Source organism: Pantoea sp. Cy-639 (assembly GCF_011752525.1).
Classification (GTDB): Bacteria; Pseudomonadota; Gammaproteobacteria; order Pseudomonadales; family Pseudomonadaceae; genus Aquipseudomonas.
Genome location: NZ_VWXI01000018.1, coordinates 113819 through 127900, shown reverse-complemented (window position 1 = coordinate 127900; position 14082 = coordinate 113819). Strand labels below are relative to the sequence as shown.

Here is a 14082-nt window from a genome sequence, read left to right as displayed (position 1 = left end):
ACCAACGTCGATCACCCAGAGACCCCACCAAGCCTTAGCCCGCGACCGGCACGCGCCAGTCGTCGGAACCGGAAGTACCGGACACTTCGTGGGTCCAGGTGATCTTGCGGTAGGTGAAGTACACATCTTCCAGGTGGGTGAAGTGGGCGTTGGCCGGGTCCTGGCAGTTGTGCATGTAGTCCTTGATGTCGACGATGATCGCGTCTTCCAGGACGGTGGTGTAGTAGTGCTCCTGGGTGCCCTGGGCCGAGGTGCGGTACCACTTGATCTCGACCTTGGTCATGCGCTCGCCCGAGGTCAGGGCGGCCAGCAGCAGCGGCGAGGCCTTGTCGAAGACCTTGGTGATCTTCACCGGCTTGTGCACGCGCTGGCCGGTCGGCTGGCCGGACTGCGGGTCACGCGGGATGATCACTTCGTGCTCGAAACCCTGGACCATGACCTGGTCTTCGTGGCCTTCCTGGTAGGTGTTGCCCACCGAGTCGGCGGTGAAGGCGCCAGCGGTGATCAGACCTTGTTTTTCGCCGGTGACGGCCATGTAGGCGGGAGTTGCCATGTGTTGCTCTCCTTGCTGGGGATAAGTGCCTGAACTGGCAGGAAATTGCCAGGTGGCCAGCAAAGAGGCATCAACTATCGTGCCAAAAATATTTTTCCTTTTAATATCAATTAATTACAGATCTTTGACATCCGTTCGAGTGACTTACCAAACAAGATCAATCCAAAAGTTGCGCAACTTCTTGCGCAGTGGTGGCAAAAAGTTGCGCAGTTGGCTGTACATGATGATTACCAAGGCCTTCATCGAACTATCCACACACTTATCCACATTCGAGTGCGCAACTTCTTGCGCAGTTGACCAATAAGTCAAAGTTTGTGAGCAAAGCCAGAATGAGCGATGTCAGGAAGCTGGCCCAGGCATAAAAAAGGGGCCACCCCCTGCCAAGAGATATGGCCCCAACGCAACTGCGAGAATCACTTGCCTGAAGAGGGTTGCCGCTAACGCGCCGTAATCACCGCCAGCTTGCTGATCCCGGCACGCTCGATGGCAGCCATGGCCCGCGCCACTTCGCCGTAGTTCACACCATCGTCGGCCTGCAACTGCACCCTCAGCTCGGCGTCCCGGTCCTTGGCGGCCTTGAGGTTGGCCTCCAGCAAGTCCGGCTGGATCTCGTCCTTGTTGATGAACAGCTTGCCGCTGCCGTCGATGCTCACCACCAGCGGGTCTTTCTGTTCCACCGGGGCCACCGCCTCGGTCCTGGGCAGGTTGATGGGGATGGCATTGGTCAGCAGCGGCGCGGTGACGATGAACACCACCAGCAGCACCAGCATGACGTCCACCAACGGCGTGACGTTGATTTCACTCAACACTTCATCGCTGTCCTGGGTCGAGAAGGCCATGTCAGGAGGCCTCCTTCACGGGCTGGGTGAAACCGGCTGGCTGGCGCTGCACCGCCGGGTGCACCAGCACGCGGAAGGCACTCTTCTGCGCCAGGCTGTAGAAGTCGTGGGCGAAGTCGTCGAGGTCGGCGGCGGTCAGCTTGAGGCGGCGCAGGAAGTAGTTGTAGACCAGCACCGCCGGCACCGCGACGGCGATTCCCACGCCAGTGGCGACCAGCGCCGCGCCAATCGGACCGGCCACGGTTTCCAGGCTGGCCGAGCCGGCCGCGCTGATGCCCTTGAGCGCCGCCATGATGCCCCACACGGTGCCGAACAGGCCGATGAACGGCGAGGTGCTGCCGATGCTGGCGACCACCGCCAGGCCGGTCTCCAGCGAGCGTCGCTCACGGACGATCTGCTGGCGCAGGGCACGCTCGAGGCGGTCCTGGTGATTGATGGCGTGGCTCAGGTCGTTGGCCTGGGCGGTCTCGCCCACGGCGATGGCGGCAAAGCCGGCCTGGGCCACACGGGCGGCAGGACCGGGCAGGTCGTGGCTCGGCTCGGCGGCCGAATCGAGGCTGGACGCCGCCCAGAACTGCTGGTGGAAGCGTTTGTCCTGCTGCTTGAGGCGCACGAACTGCACGACCTTGACCAGGGCCAGCGCCCAGGTGGCGACGGAGAAGCCAACCAGCAGCCAGATGACTGCGCTTTCTACGGATTCGAAGGGGGATGCCAACAGGCTCATGATGAAGTCCTTCCTTTATGCGCTCGCACGTTAACGAAGCTTGAAATCGATCGGTACGCTGACCCAGCCCACCTGGGCCACGTCGCCCTGCCTGGCCGGAACGAAGCTCCAGCGCTTGACCGCGGCGAGCGCGGCGGCGTCCAGGGCATCGCGGCCACTGCTCTTCTGGATCTGGATCTGCCCGGGCTTGCCGCTGGGCAGCACTTCCACACGCAGCAGCACGGTGCCTTCCCAGCCACGGCGCTGGGCCATCTGCGGATACTCCGGCGCCGGGTTCTTCAGGTATGCGGCGTTGGCCGAGGCCGGGGTGACCGGTGCCGGCGCGGGGGGCACAGGGGCCGGGGCAGGCGCTGCTGGCGCAGCCACCGGAGCGGGCGCAGCCGCCTCGACCGGCTTGGGCTGCGGCTTGGGCACAGGCTTGGGCTTCGCCTTGGGCGCAGGCTTGGCGGCCAGCTCATCGACCACCGGTACAGGTGGCGGCGCGGGCTGGATCACCGGCGCGGGCGGCGGCGGCTCGACTGCGGGTGGCGCGGGCGCGGCGAACTCGATGGTCATGGGGGGAACCTGCGGCGGGACGAGCGGCAGCTCGGGAGTCGGCTGATGGCTGACCCAATACGCCACCACGCCATGCAGCACCAGTACCAGCAGGCCCAGCGCCAGCGCGTCGCGGCGCTTGAGGCCGCTGACCGGCGTGCGTTGCAGGCGCAACTGGCCAAGCGGCAGGCGCAACGTGCGTCCGAGCTCGACCAGGTCGCCCGGGGCCGGGCGCCATGGCTGGTCGTAGGCCCTGATGGCCGACTGGACATTACCCATTGATCAGACTCCTGGGGTTCTTGACTCAGGTATGTGGCTGAATCATCGTCGCCGAGGGCTTATCTCATAAAGTAATGTTTAAAGTTAAAGCTAGAACTTTTATGAATATTGAATTGGCGATGTCGGCTCCAAGCCACGAGGCTCGGGGGGTGTAGCGACAGAGCAGCCGGCCGATGCCTTTTCGGCATGACAAATATTCGGGCAAGGCATGGGATTGCCGCGAGAGCTTCTCCCTCGTTTCGCGACACAAGGCCGCTCCTACAGGGATTTGCGTTCCCCTGCAGGGGCAGCTCTTCCCACTGGCACAGGCAATAAAAAACCCGGGACCATGCCCGGGTTTTCCCTGCCTCTAAACGCGGCTCAGATATCTGCCACCTTCTGCCACACCTTCGGCCGGAAGAACAACGTCTCCCCGCGCGCCAGCCCGGTCAGGCTGTCATGGTCCTTGACCACCTCGGCCTCGATCAGCTCGCTCTGCCCCTCGACCTTCAGCGTCACCCGCGTGGTCGCACCCAGCGGACGGATATCACGCACCTCGGCGGCATGGTGCCCCTCGGTCTCGTGACGCGACAGCGACACCTCGTGCGGGCGGAACAGCACATGCTGCCCTTCCGCCGTCGCCAGGCGGTTGGAGTCGCCCAGGAAGTGGTAGACGAAATCGTTGGCCGGGTGCTCGTACACCTCGCCCGGCGAACCGATCTGCTCGATCACGCCCTTGTTCATCACCACGATACGGTCGGCGACTTCCATGGCCTCTTCCTGGTCGTGGGTGACGAACACCGAGGTCAGGTTGATGTCCTCGTGCAGCCGCGCCAACCAGCGGCGCAGCTCCTTGCGAACCTTGGCGTCGAGGGCACCGAACGGCTCGTCGAGCAGCAGCACCTTGGGCTCGACCGCCAGCGCGCGGGCCAGGGCGATACGCTGGCGCTGGCCGCCGGAGAGTTGCTCGGGATAGCGATCGGACAACCAGTCGAGCTGGACCATGTTCAACAGTTCATGGACCTTCTCGGCGATCTTGCTCTCGCTCGGGCGCTCGCCCTTGGGCTTCATGCGCAGGCCGAAGGCAACGTTGTCGAACACGCTCATGTGGCGGAACAGCGCGTAGTGCTGGAACACGAAGCCGACGTTGCGATCGCGCACGTCGTGCCCCGACACATCCTCGCCATGGAACACGATGCTGCCGGCGTCCGGCGTCTCGAGCCCGGCGATGATCCGCAGCAGGGTGGTCTTGCCGCAGCCGGACGGGCCGAGCAGCGCCACCAGTTCGCCGCTGTGGATGTCCAGGTTGATGTTGTCCAGGGCCTGGAAGCTGTTGAAGCGCTTGCTGACGTTACGTACTTCGATCGACATGAATCATTCCTCCGCGGCGCTGTGGCGCAGGCGGTTAATACGGTTCTCGCTCCACTGCTTGAGCAGCAGGATGAAGAGCGCCAGGATCAGCAGCAGGCTGGCCACGCTGAAGGCCGCGACATGGTTGTACTCGTTGTAGAGGATCTCCACGTGCAGCGGCAAGGTGTTGGTGACGCCGCGGATATGGCCGGACACCACCGACACCGCGCCAAACTCGCCCATGGCCCGGGCGGTGCACAGCACCACGCCGTAGATCAGGCCCCACTTGATGTTCGGCAGGGTCACGTGCCAGAACATCTGCCAGCCGTTGGCGCCCAGCAGGCGCGCGGCCTCCTCCTCCTGCGTGCCTTGCTCCTGCATCAGCGGGATCAGCTCGCGGGCGACGAAGGGCACGGTGACGAAGATGGTCGCCAGGACGATGCCCGGCAGGGCGAAGACGATCTGGATGTCGTGGTCCTGCAGCCACGGGCCGAACAGGCCCTGGGCACCGAACATCAGCACATAGACCAGGCCGGCGATCACCGGCGACACCGAGAACGGCAGGTCGATCAGGGTCACCAGCACACTCTTGCCACGGAAGCTGTACTTGCTCACGCACCAGGCGGCGGACACGCCGAATACCAGGTTCAGCGGCACCGAGATGACCACCGCCAGCAGGGTCAAGCGCAGCGCGGCCAGGGCATCGGCCTCGAGGATCGCCTCGAAGAAGGTGCCGAAGCCGTTCTTCAGTGCCTGCGAGACGACGATCACCAACGGCAGGGCCAGGAACAGCGCGAAGACGATCCAGCCCAGGGTGATCAGTACACGGCGCGAGGTCGCGCTGCCACGCCGGGCGGCGTTGGCGGCGGCCGTGGCGCCAAGGGAAGACGAAGACATCAGCAGGCCTCCTTCAAGGGGTTTCGATGCGCCGCTGCAGCAGGTTGATCAGCAGCAGCAGGATGAAGGAAACCACCAGCATCAGCACGCCGATGGCCGTGGCGCCGGTGTAGTCGTACTGGTCGAGCTTGACCATGATCAGCAGCGGCAGGATCTCGGTCTTCATCGGCATGTTGCCGGCGATGAAGATCACCGAGCCGTACTCACCGACGCCGCGGGCGAAGGCCAGGGCAAAACCGGTCAGCCAGGCCGGCAACAGCGCCGGCGCCAGCACGTGGCGGAACACCTGCAGGGGCTTGGCGCCCAGGCAGGCAGCGGCCTCCTCGACTTCCCGCGGAATATCCGCCAGCACCGGCTGCACCGTGCGCACCACGAACGGCAGGGTGACGAAGGTCAGGGCCAGGGTGATGCCCAGCGGGGTGTAGGCGATCTTGAAGCCCAGCTCGGTGGCGAACTGGCCAACCCAGCCCTGAGGTGCGTACAGGGCGGTCAAGGCGATGCCGGCGACCGCGGTGGGCAGGGCGAACGGCAGGTCGATCATCGCGTCGATGACCTTGCGCCCGGGGAAGGTGTAGCGCACCAGCACCCAGGCCAGCAGGGTGCCGATCACACCGTTGATGATGGCGGCGAACAGGGCGGTACCGAAACTCAGTTTGAGCGCGGCGAGCACACGCGGCGCGCTGACGATGGTCCAGAACTGCTCCCAGGTGAGCTGCGAGGCATGGATGAACATGGCCGCCAGCGGTATCAGCACGATCAGGCTGAGGTACACCAAGGTGTAGCCCAGTGTCAGCCCGAAGCCGGGTATGACGGGGGAAATACGACGTGACATAAAGGTCCCTGGTTGAATGCACGAAGCCCGGGGTCGGATCCCGGGCCCATGCAGGCTAGTTGAATGCTGGGAACATCGTGGGAGCGGTGCACCACTCCCACGCCATCATCCTACGAGGCGTGAACAGCCGATCACTGTGCCTGATAAATCTGGTCGAACACACCACCATCGTTGAAGAACTTCGGCTGCGCAGTCTTCCAGCCACCGAAGTCCTTGTCGATGGTCACCAGGTCCAGTTTCGGGAACTGCTTGCCGAACTCGGCGGCGACCTTCGCGTCACGCGGACGATAGAAGTTCTGCGCGGCGATCTTCTGGCCTGCCGGGCTGTACAGGTGCTTGAGGTACGCCTCGGCGATCTGCTCGTTGCCCTTCTTCTCGGCGTTCTTGTCCACCACCGCCACCGGTGGCTCGGCCAGGATCGACAGCGACGGCACGACGATCTCGAACTTGTCGGCCCCACCGTCTTCCTTGAGCGCCAGGAAGGCCTCGTTCTCCCAGGCCAGCAACACGTCGCCCTGGCCATTGTTGACGAAGGTGATGGTCGAGCCGCGGGCACCGGTGTCCAGCACCGGTACGTGCTTGAACAGCTGCTGCACGTATTCCCTGGCCTTCTCTTCACTGCCGCCGGTCTTCAGGCCGTAGGCCCAGGCGGCGAGGAAGTTCCAGCGGGCGCCGCCGGAGGTCTTCGGGTTGGGGGTGATCACCGAGACGTCCTGCTTGATCAGGTCGCCCCAGTCCTTGATGCCTTTCGGGTTGCCCTTGCGCACCAGGAACACGATGGTCGAGGTGTACGGGGTGCTGGCGTCCGGCAGGCGCTTCTGCCAGTCCTCGGGCAGGGTCTTGCCGAGCTTGGCGATCTCGTCGATGTCGCCGGCCAGGGCCAGGGTCACCACGTCGGCACGCAGGCCGTCGATCACCGCGCGGCCCTGCTTGCCGGAACCGCCGTGGGATTGCTGGATCTTCACCTTGTCGCCCGGATGGGCGGCCTGCCAGTGCTGGATGAACTCGGCGTTGTACTGCTGGTACAGCTCGCGGGTCGGGTCGTAGGACACGTTCAGCAGTTCGTAGTCCTTGGCGATCGCGGAACCGGCAAACACGGCGCTGGCCAGGGCGGCGAGCGCATAACGGCGGATGGACATGGTGAAGCTCCCGATTGGCATTTTTCTAGTTTTGAGGTGATGCGCTGTCAGCCGGACTTGTTGCCGGGCTGCTGCAGGCGGAACTTCTCCTTGCGTTCGATCTGCACCACCTGGGCGTTGTGCACGGTGATCTCCACCGCGCCGAAGCGCAGGTCGCGCAGGGCGCTCTGGATCTCACGCAGAATGGTGGCTTCGTCCTGACCGTCGATGCTGCGCAGAGATGCACTCATGCTCGTTCTCCTGTGAGTAAGGGTGCCGGGCAGAGGGTCTGAAGGGGGTTTGCGCCTGGCGTGAGGGCAATACTAGAGAGGCGCGGATATTCTTAAAAATACTGTTTAAGAATGTTTATATAACCAACAACGAACAGCGTTGCGCAGGCGCAGCCCTTTCGCGACACAAGGCCGCGCCTACAGGGGGTCAGTGTCGCGTCCCGGAGCTGTTCTCCGGCTCGCGGATCTTGTACCAGGCCACGTATAGCGCCGGCAGGAACAGCAGCGTCAGCAGCGTTGCACTGATGATGCCGCCGATCATGGCGTAGGCCATCGGCCCCCAGAACACTTCCCGGGCGATCGGGATCATGCCCAGGCTCGCCGCCGCCGCCGTCAGCAGGATCGGCCGCCGCCGGTGGTTGGTGGCCTCCACCACCGCGTCCCAGGGGGCAAAGCCCTGGGCCTCGAACTCGTCGATCTGGGTCACCAGGATCACCGAATTGCGGATGATGATCCCCGCCAGTGCCAGGATCCCGAGAATGGCCACGAAGCCCATGGGCGTCCCGGTCGGCACCAGCGCCAGCACCACCCCGATCAGCCCCAGTGGCGCCACGCTGACCACCAGGAACAGCTTCTGCACGCTGTGCAACTGGATCATCAGGAAGGTCGCCATGAGGAACAGCATGAGCGGAATGACCTTGGCGATCGGCCCCTGAGCCTTGGCGCTCTCCTCCACGGTACCGCCGGTGGCCACTTCGTAGCCGGCCGGCAGTTGGCTGGCGAACTGGTCGATCACCGGCTTGAGCTGGGCCACCAGGTCAGTGGGCTGGATATCGCCATTGACCGAGGCCTTGATGGTGATGGTCGGCTTGCGGTCGCGGCGCCACACCAGCGGCTGCTCCAGTTCGTAGCGCACGGTGGCGAACGCCAGCAGCGGAATTGAGGTGCCGTTGGGGCTGACGATCTGCAGGTTCTGCAGGGTATCGGGCGAACCGCGCTCGCTGTCCTCGGCGCGGGCGACCACGTTGATCAGGTAGATGTTGTCGTTGACCTGGGTGATCGGCACGCCGCTGACGATGCTGTTCATCACGTTGGCCACGTCCTCGGACGACAACCCCAACTGACGTGCCTTGTCCTGGGCGATCTCGACCCGCAGCACTTTGCCCGGCTCGTTCCAGTCGTAGATCATCTCGCCGATATGCGCATTCTGGTCGAGCAAGGTGGCCAGTTCGATACTGTGCCGGCGCACCTGGTCGATGTCCTTGCCGCTGACCCGATACTGGATCGGCCGCCCCACCGGCGGGCCCATCTCCAGCGACTGGACGTTGGTGCCGATGCCGACGAAGTCCTTGTTCAGGCGCTCCTGCAGGCGCTTCATCAGCCCGCCGCGCTCCTCCAGGCCCTTGCTGACGATGACGAACTGGGCGTAGTAGGGGTTCTGCAACTGCTGGTCCAGGGGCAGGTAGAAGCGAATCGCGCCCTGGCCGATGTAGGTGCTCCAGCTGACGATGTCCGGGTCATCCTTGAACGTCGCCTCGAAGCGGTCGACCACCTTGCGCGTCTCTTCGATCGAGGCGTTCTGCGGCAGATTGAGGTCGACGAGGATTTCCGGGCGGTCCGACGACGGGAAGAACTGGTTCTGCACGAAGCGCATGCCCACCACCGACAGCACGAACAGCAAGACGGTACCGATCACCGTCAGCCAGCGGTGGCGCAGGCACCACAGCAGGCCATGCTCGAAGGCGCGTCCCACCCGGCCCGGCTCCGACTCATGGGGCTTGAGCTTCTTGCTGTCGAGAATGTGCACGCCCAGCACCGGGGCGAAGAACACCGCGACGATCCACGACACCAGCAGGGCCACGGCGATCACCGCGAACAGGGTGAAGGTGTACTCGCCGGCGGAGCTGGCGTTCAGGCCGATGGGCACGAAGCCGGCCACGGTCACCAGGGTGCCGGTCAGCATGGGGAAGGCGGTGGAGGTATAGGCGAAGGTCGCCGCCTGCTCCTTGGTCTCGCCCATTTCCAGGCGCGTGACCATCACCTCGACGGTGATCATCGCATCGTCCACCAGCAGGCCGAGGGCGATGATCAGTGCGCCGAGGGAGATCCGCTGCATGGTGATGTCGCTGTATTCCATGAACACGAAGACCATGGCCAGCACCAGCGGGATCGAGCAGGCCACCACCAGCCCGGCACGGATACCGAGGCTGACGAAGCTCACCACCAGCACGATCACCACGGCTTCGAACAACGCGCTGGTGAAACCACCCACCGCCTGCTTGACCACCACCGCCTGGTCGGACACGGTGTGCACCTCGACCCCCACCGGCAGGTCGGCGGTGATCCGCTCCATCCGCTCGCGCAACAGCTTGCCGAACACCTGCATGTTGCCGCCGGCCTTCATGCCGATGGCCAGGCCGATGGCGGTCTGGCCGTTGTAGCGGAACATCGGGGACGGCGGGTCGACGTAGCCGCGCTCGATGTCGGCGATATCGGCCAGGCGGAAGAAGCGGTCGTTGATGCGCAGGTTGACGGTCTGCAGGTCCTTCTCCGAGGCGAACTGCCCGGTGGTGCGCACCGAAATGCGCTCGGGCCCGGCCTCGATCACCCCAGCCGGGGTCACCGCGTTCTGCGCCTGCAGGGCTTCCATGACCTGGCGCTGGTCGATGCCGAACGAGGCCAGCTTGCGGGTCGAGAAGTTCAGGTAGAGCACCTCGTCCTGGGTGCCGATCAGCTCGATCTTGCCAATGTTGGGCACCTCCCGCACCTCGGCGCGCACCTGCTCCACATAGTCGCGCAACTGGCGCAGGGTCAGGCCGTCGGCGGTGAAGCCGTAGATCGAGCCGTATACGTCACCGAACTCGTCGTTGAAGCCCGGGCCCTGGATACCCTTGGGGAACTGGCCGCTGATGTCCTGGATCTTCTTGCGCACCTGGTACCAGATCTCGGGAATGTCCTTGGCCTTGGTGGTGTCGCGCAGGTACACGTAGACCGTGGATTCGCCGGGACGGGTGTAGCTTTTTACGTAGTCGAGCGAGTCCAGTTCCTCGAGTTTCTTCTCGATCCGGTCGGTGACCTGCAACAACGTCTCGTCCTGGGTCGCACCTGGCCAGCGGGTCTGGATCACCATGGTCTTGATGGTGAACGACGGGTCTTCCTCACGGCCCAGGTTGAGGTAGGAGAACACCCCCATCACCAGGCTCACCGCCATCAGGTACCAGACGAACGACTGGTGCCGCAGCGCCCACTCGGACAGGTTGAAGCTTCCTTTCATCGTGCGTCCTCGTCGAAGGTGACTTGCTGGCCGGGCTTGAGGATATTGACGCCGGCGGTGACCACCCGCTCGCCGGGCTGCACCCCCGAGGCCAGGACGATGTGCTCGGCATCGCGCTCGAGCAGCGTCACGTCACGGGTGGCGACCGTCTTCTGCTGCGGGTCGACCACCCATACCTGGGTCTTGCCGTCGCGCTCGAGCAAGGCCGTGCGCGGCAGTTCGCTGCGCGGCGTCACCGCGGCGCTGAGCGTGACGCTGACCGACGTGCCGAGGTGGAAGGTATCGGGGGTGCTGGCCAGGGTCAGGCGCGCGCGCCGGGTGCGGGTGGTGGCGTCGGCCTGTGGCTCCAGCTCGCGCAGGGTGGCGGTGGTGCTGATGCTCGGCTCCAGTTGCAGGGCGACGGTGAAGGTCAGGTCCTTGGTCAACTGTTCGGCCAGGTTGGTCGGCAGGTCGATCACCGCCTCCTTCACATCCGGACGCGCCAGGGTGACCACGGCCTGGCCGGCGCTGACGGTCTGCCCGGCCTCGGCCTGCCAGGCGGTGACCACGGCGGCATGATCGCTGCGCAGGGTGCTGTAGCCGAGCTGGTCGCGGGCCTGGCTGAGCGCCGAGCGCGCCTGCTCCAGCGAGGCACCGGTGGTTTTCAGGTTGGTCTGGGCGATGTCCAGCTGCGCCTGGGCGCCAACGCCGCGGTCATACAATTGCTGCTGGCGACGGGCATCGGCCTGGGCGTTGATCCACTGCGCCTGGACCTTGGCCAGGTCGCCTTCGGCGACACGCAACTGGTTCTGCTGGTCGGTCGGGTCGAGGGTGGCAAGGATATCGCCCGGCTTCACCTGCGCGCCTACATCCAGCCAGCGCCGGGCGATCCGCCCGGACACACGAAAGCCCAGGGTACTCTCGAAACGCGCCTGGATGCTCCCGGCAAAACGTCCCAGTTGCGCCTGCACCTGCGGCTGGACCACGGTGGACAGCACCGGCCGCACAGGTTCGACCGGCTCCTTGTCACTGCCGCAAGCGGCCAGCAACAGGAGCGCCGGCAGCACGATCAACAGCCGCTTCATTGGTCACCTCCGGCATCCCGCGCCGCGATCTTCCGTACCTGCATGCCCGGGTGCAGCAGTTGGGCGCCGCCGACCACCACGGTCTCGCCGCTCTTGACGCCCTCGGCGATGACCACCCGGCCCGTGAGGTAGCGGGCAACCTTTACCTGGCGCAGCTCGACCTTGTCGCCCTCGCCCACCACCCACACCGCGGGTTCGTGCAGCGCCTTGGACAGCGCCGCCCAGGGCAGCTCGATGCTCGGCCGGCGCTGGGCGTTGGTGGCGGCCGTCACCGGCGAGCCGAGCTGCATGCCTGGCGGCACATCGCGCAGGGCGACCTTGACCTGAACCGTGCCGCTTTGCGCCGAGACCGTCGGGGTGATCTCGCGCACCACACCCGAGGCTTTGATCTGCGGGTTGTCGAGCAGGCTGACGACCACCCCTTCATCGCTCGGTCCGCCGACCAGCAGCGACTCATAGACGTTGAACACCGCGTCGCGATCGCCGTCCACCGCCAGGCTGAAGATCGGCATGGTCGCCTGCACCACCTGGCCGACTTCGGCCTGGCGCGCGGTGATCACCCCGTCGGCCTCAGAAACCAGGGCCGTGTAGCCCAGCTGTTCGTTGGCGTTGGCCAGTTGCGCCTGGGCCGCCTTGAGCGCGCTCTGGCTGCTGCGCAGGGCGGCCTCGGCGGAGTCGTATTCGCTCTGGCTGGTGTAGCCCTTGGGCAGCAGCTTCTGCTGGCGCACGAAGGCGGCGCTGGTCTGGGTGACCCGGGCCTGCTCGGCGAACACTTCGGCCTTGGCCGAGTCGACGTTGTTCTGCAGGTCCTTCGGATCGAGCCGCGCCAGCACCTGGTTGGCCTTGACGTGATCGCCGACATCGACGCCACGGGAGATGATCTTGCCCCCCACGCGGAACGACAGGTCAGTCTGCACCCGTGCCTGGACATCGCCGGTCAAGGTGACCCGGGCGGCAAAATCAGTGGGCTTGACCTGTTGCACCACCACCCGTGGCAGCTCCCGGGGGCTTTCTTCCTTGCCGCAGCCCGACAGCATGAACAGCAGCCCCAGGCAAACGACCAGCGGCGGACGTATGACCGTCATGCAGGCTCCTTGCTTCGACGTGAGGGTGGAGAGGGATGCGTTTGAAGCGTAGATCAGGGATCGACAAACGGCACCAGCCAGGGTTCAACAACGTACGGCGCTTTCGGCGATACTGGCGCCAGACCGCTCAAGGATGCCGCCGATGCTCACCACCCTGGCCATTGCCAACTACCGCTCGATCAACCAGTTGGTAATGCCGCTGGGCCGGCTGAATGTGATTACCGGTGCCAATGGCAGCGGCAAATCCAACCTGTACAAGGCCCTGCGCCTGCTGGCGGAGACCGCGCGCGGCGGCGTGGTCAACGCCCTGGCCGCCGAGGGTGGGCTGGAGTCGACCTTCTGGGCCGGCCCCGAGAAGCTCACCCGGCGCATGCTCAGCGGCGAAGTAGCGGTCGAAGGTGGCCCACGGCAACAAGCCCGACGCCTGAAGATGGGCTTCGCCGGCGAGGACTTCGGCTACGCGATCAGCCTCGGCCTGCCCGAACCGAGCCGCTCGAAATTCGCCCTCGATCCGCAGATCAAGCAAGAGACGATCTGGGCCGGCCCGCTATGCCGGCCCGCCAGCCAGCTGGTGCAGCGCAACGCAGCGATGGTCAAGGCCCGCGACGGGCGCCAATGGCAGGTCTTGCACCAGCACATGACCGAGTTCGACAGCCTGTTCGACCAGGTCGGCAGCCTGCAGGGCTCGCCCGAGGTGCCGCACTTGCGCGAACAGATCCGCAGCTGGCGCTTCTATGACCACTTCAGGACCGACGCCGAGGCCCCCGCACGGCAATCGCGACTGGGCACCCGCACCCCGGTGCTGCATCACGATGGCCGTGACCTGGCCGCGGCGCTGCAGACCATCGACGAGATCGGCGACCTGCAGGCACTGCAAGAGGCGGTGGGCGATGCCTTCCCCGGTGCCCGGCTGACGATCGACGCCCAGGCTGGCGGGTTGTTCGCCCTGCGTTTCCACCAGGCCGGGCTGCTGCGTCCGCTGAGCGCCGCCGAACTGTCCGACGGCACCTTGCGCTACCTGTTGCTGGTGGCCGCCCTGCTCACCCCGCGACCACCGAGCATGATGGTGCTCAACGAGCCGGAAACCAGCCTGCACCCGGACCTGTTGCCGGCGCTGGCGCGGTTGATTCGCCGGGCCGCGCGAGAATGCCAGGTGTGGGTGGTGTCGCACGCGCCACGCCTGGTGGCGGCGCTGGAGGAGGACGAGGACTGCAACTCGATCCACCTGGAGAAGACCTTGGGGCAGACCGGCATAGCCGGCCAGGGGATGCTCGATGAGCCGGCCTGGAACTGGCCGGACCAAGGCTGAAATGCATCGCGGGGC

The 14082-nt window shown here is 65.2% G+C and carries 13 protein-coding genes and 1 pseudogene; 1 reads left to right on the top strand and 13 read right to left on the bottom strand.

Translation table 11 applies throughout. The features are described 5' to 3' along the window. Window positions 1-34 precede the first annotated feature (34 nt). The 13 genes and pseudogenes from F3J43_RS20320 to F3J43_RS20265 all read right to left on the bottom strand — a co-directional run bounded on the left by F3J43_RS20320 (window position 35) and on the right by F3J43_RS20265 (window position 12758). Entirely contained in the window at window positions 35-553 is a 519-nt protein-coding gene (locus tag F3J43_RS20320) for an Hcp family type VI secretion system effector (RefSeq protein ID WP_166891011.1), read from the bottom strand. Between the two features lie 437 nt (window positions 554-990). After that, entirely contained in the window at window positions 991-1392 is a 402-nt protein-coding gene (locus tag F3J43_RS20315; RefSeq protein WP_166891008.1) for an ExbD/TolR family protein, read from the bottom strand. A gap of 1 nt (window position 1393) precedes the next feature. Continuing rightward, window positions 1394-2116, bottom strand: a complete 723-nt coding sequence (locus F3J43_RS20310; protein ID WP_166891004.1) for a MotA/TolQ/ExbB proton channel family protein — start codon at window positions 2114-2116, stop codon at window positions 1394-1396. A gap of 30 nt (window positions 2117-2146) precedes the next feature. Next, a complete protein-coding gene (locus F3J43_RS20305; protein WP_166891001.1) occupies window positions 2147-2929 on the bottom strand; it encodes an energy transducer TonB in 783 nt (260 codons plus the stop codon). Window positions 2930-3289: 360 nt separating this feature from the next. Next, on the bottom strand, window positions 3290-3508 hold the full coding sequence (locus tag F3J43_RS24455; RefSeq protein ID WP_370526434.1) for a TOBE-like domain-containing protein: 219 nt from the start codon (window positions 3506-3508) through the stop codon (window positions 3290-3292). 39 nt (window positions 3509-3547) lie between these two features. Then, window positions 3548-4279: pseudogene (locus F3J43_RS20300) on the bottom strand (sulfate/molybdate ABC transporter ATP-binding protein); the annotation flags it as partial. 3 nt (window positions 4280-4282) lie between these two features. Then, window positions 4283-5155, bottom strand: coding sequence for a sulfate ABC transporter permease subunit CysW (cysW, locus tag F3J43_RS20295; protein ID WP_166890995.1), 873 nt, complete (start codon window positions 5153-5155; stop codon window positions 4283-4285). Window positions 5156-5168: 13 nt separating this feature from the next. Beyond that, the gene (gene cysT / locus F3J43_RS20290; protein ID WP_166890992.1) at window positions 5169-5987 is read right to left on the bottom strand and encodes a sulfate ABC transporter permease subunit CysT; all 819 of its coding nucleotides are present in this window, start codon (window positions 5985-5987) and stop codon (window positions 5169-5171) included. Window positions 5988-6118: 131 nt separating this feature from the next. Then, on the bottom strand, window positions 6119-7126 hold the full coding sequence (locus F3J43_RS20285; protein WP_166890989.1) for a sulfate ABC transporter substrate-binding protein: 1008 nt from the start codon (window positions 7124-7126) through the stop codon (window positions 6119-6121). Between the two features lie 47 nt (window positions 7127-7173). Then, complete coding sequence (oscA, locus tag F3J43_RS20280) at window positions 7174-7356, bottom strand: sulfur starvation response protein OscA (RefSeq protein WP_016489716.1); 183 nt, start codon at window positions 7354-7356, stop codon at window positions 7174-7176. A gap of 187 nt (window positions 7357-7543) precedes the next feature. Further along, a complete protein-coding gene (locus tag F3J43_RS20275) occupies window positions 7544-10609 on the bottom strand; it encodes an efflux RND transporter permease subunit (RefSeq protein ID WP_166890986.1) in 3066 nt (1021 codons plus the stop codon). Further along, window positions 10606-11673: an efflux RND transporter periplasmic adaptor subunit gene (locus F3J43_RS20270; RefSeq protein WP_166890983.1), complete on the bottom strand. Its 1068-nt coding sequence runs from the start codon at window positions 11671-11673 to the stop codon at window positions 10606-10608. Before F3J43_RS20270 ends, F3J43_RS20275 begins: the two co-directional genes overlap by 4 nt. Next, the gene (locus F3J43_RS20265) at window positions 11670-12758 is read right to left on the bottom strand and encodes an efflux RND transporter periplasmic adaptor subunit (RefSeq protein ID WP_166890980.1); all 1089 of its coding nucleotides are present in this window, start codon (window positions 12756-12758) and stop codon (window positions 11670-11672) included. The genes F3J43_RS20270 and F3J43_RS20265 overlap by 4 nt, the downstream gene beginning before the upstream one ends. A 142-nt stretch (window positions 12759-12900) precedes the next feature. Between F3J43_RS20265 and F3J43_RS20260 the strand changes: the two genes are divergently transcribed. Beyond that, window positions 12901-14067, top strand: a complete 1167-nt coding sequence (locus tag F3J43_RS20260) for an AAA family ATPase (RefSeq protein WP_166890977.1) — start codon at window positions 12901-12903, stop codon at window positions 14065-14067. Window positions 14068-14082: the final 15 nt, after the last annotated feature.

Coding starts and splice junctions, on each gene's coding strand:
- oscA (WP_016489716.1), bottom strand. CDS start 7,356: ATGAGTGCATCTCTGCGCAGCATCGACGGTCAGGACGAAGCCACCATT.
- F3J43_RS20285 (WP_166890989.1), bottom strand. CDS start 7,126: ATGTCCATCCGCCGTTATGCGCTCGCCGCCCTGGCCAGCGCCGTGTTT.
- F3J43_RS20270 (WP_166890983.1), bottom strand. CDS start 11,673: ATGAAGCGGCTGTTGATCGTGCTGCCGGCGCTCCTGTTGCTGGCCGCT.
- F3J43_RS20310 (WP_166891004.1), bottom strand. CDS start 2,116: ATGAGCCTGTTGGCATCCCCCTTCGAATCCGTAGAAAGCGCAGTCATC.
- cysT (WP_166890992.1), bottom strand. CDS start 5,987: ATGTCACGTCGTATTTCCCCCGTCATACCCGGCTTCGGGCTGACACTG.
- F3J43_RS20305 (WP_166891001.1), bottom strand. CDS start 2,929: ATGGGTAATGTCCAGTCGGCCATCAGGGCCTACGACCAGCCATGGCGC.
- F3J43_RS20320 (WP_166891011.1), bottom strand. CDS start 553: ATGGCAACTCCCGCCTACATGGCCGTCACCGGCGAAAAACAAGGTCTG.
- F3J43_RS20260 (WP_166890977.1), top strand. CDS start 12,901: ATGCTCACCACCCTGGCCATTGCCAACTACCGCTCGATCAACCAGTTG.
- F3J43_RS20275 (WP_166890986.1), bottom strand. CDS start 10,609: ATGAAAGGAAGCTTCAACCTGTCCGAGTGGGCGCTGCGGCACCAGTCG.
- cysW (WP_166890995.1), bottom strand. CDS start 5,155: ATGTCTTCGTCTTCCCTTGGCGCCACGGCCGCCGCCAACGCCGCCCGG.
- F3J43_RS20315 (WP_166891008.1), bottom strand. CDS start 1,392: ATGGCCTTCTCGACCCAGGACAGCGATGAAGTGTTGAGTGAAATCAAC.
- F3J43_RS20265 (WP_166890980.1), bottom strand. CDS start 12,758: ATGACGGTCATACGTCCGCCGCTGGTCGTTTGCCTGGGGCTGCTGTTC.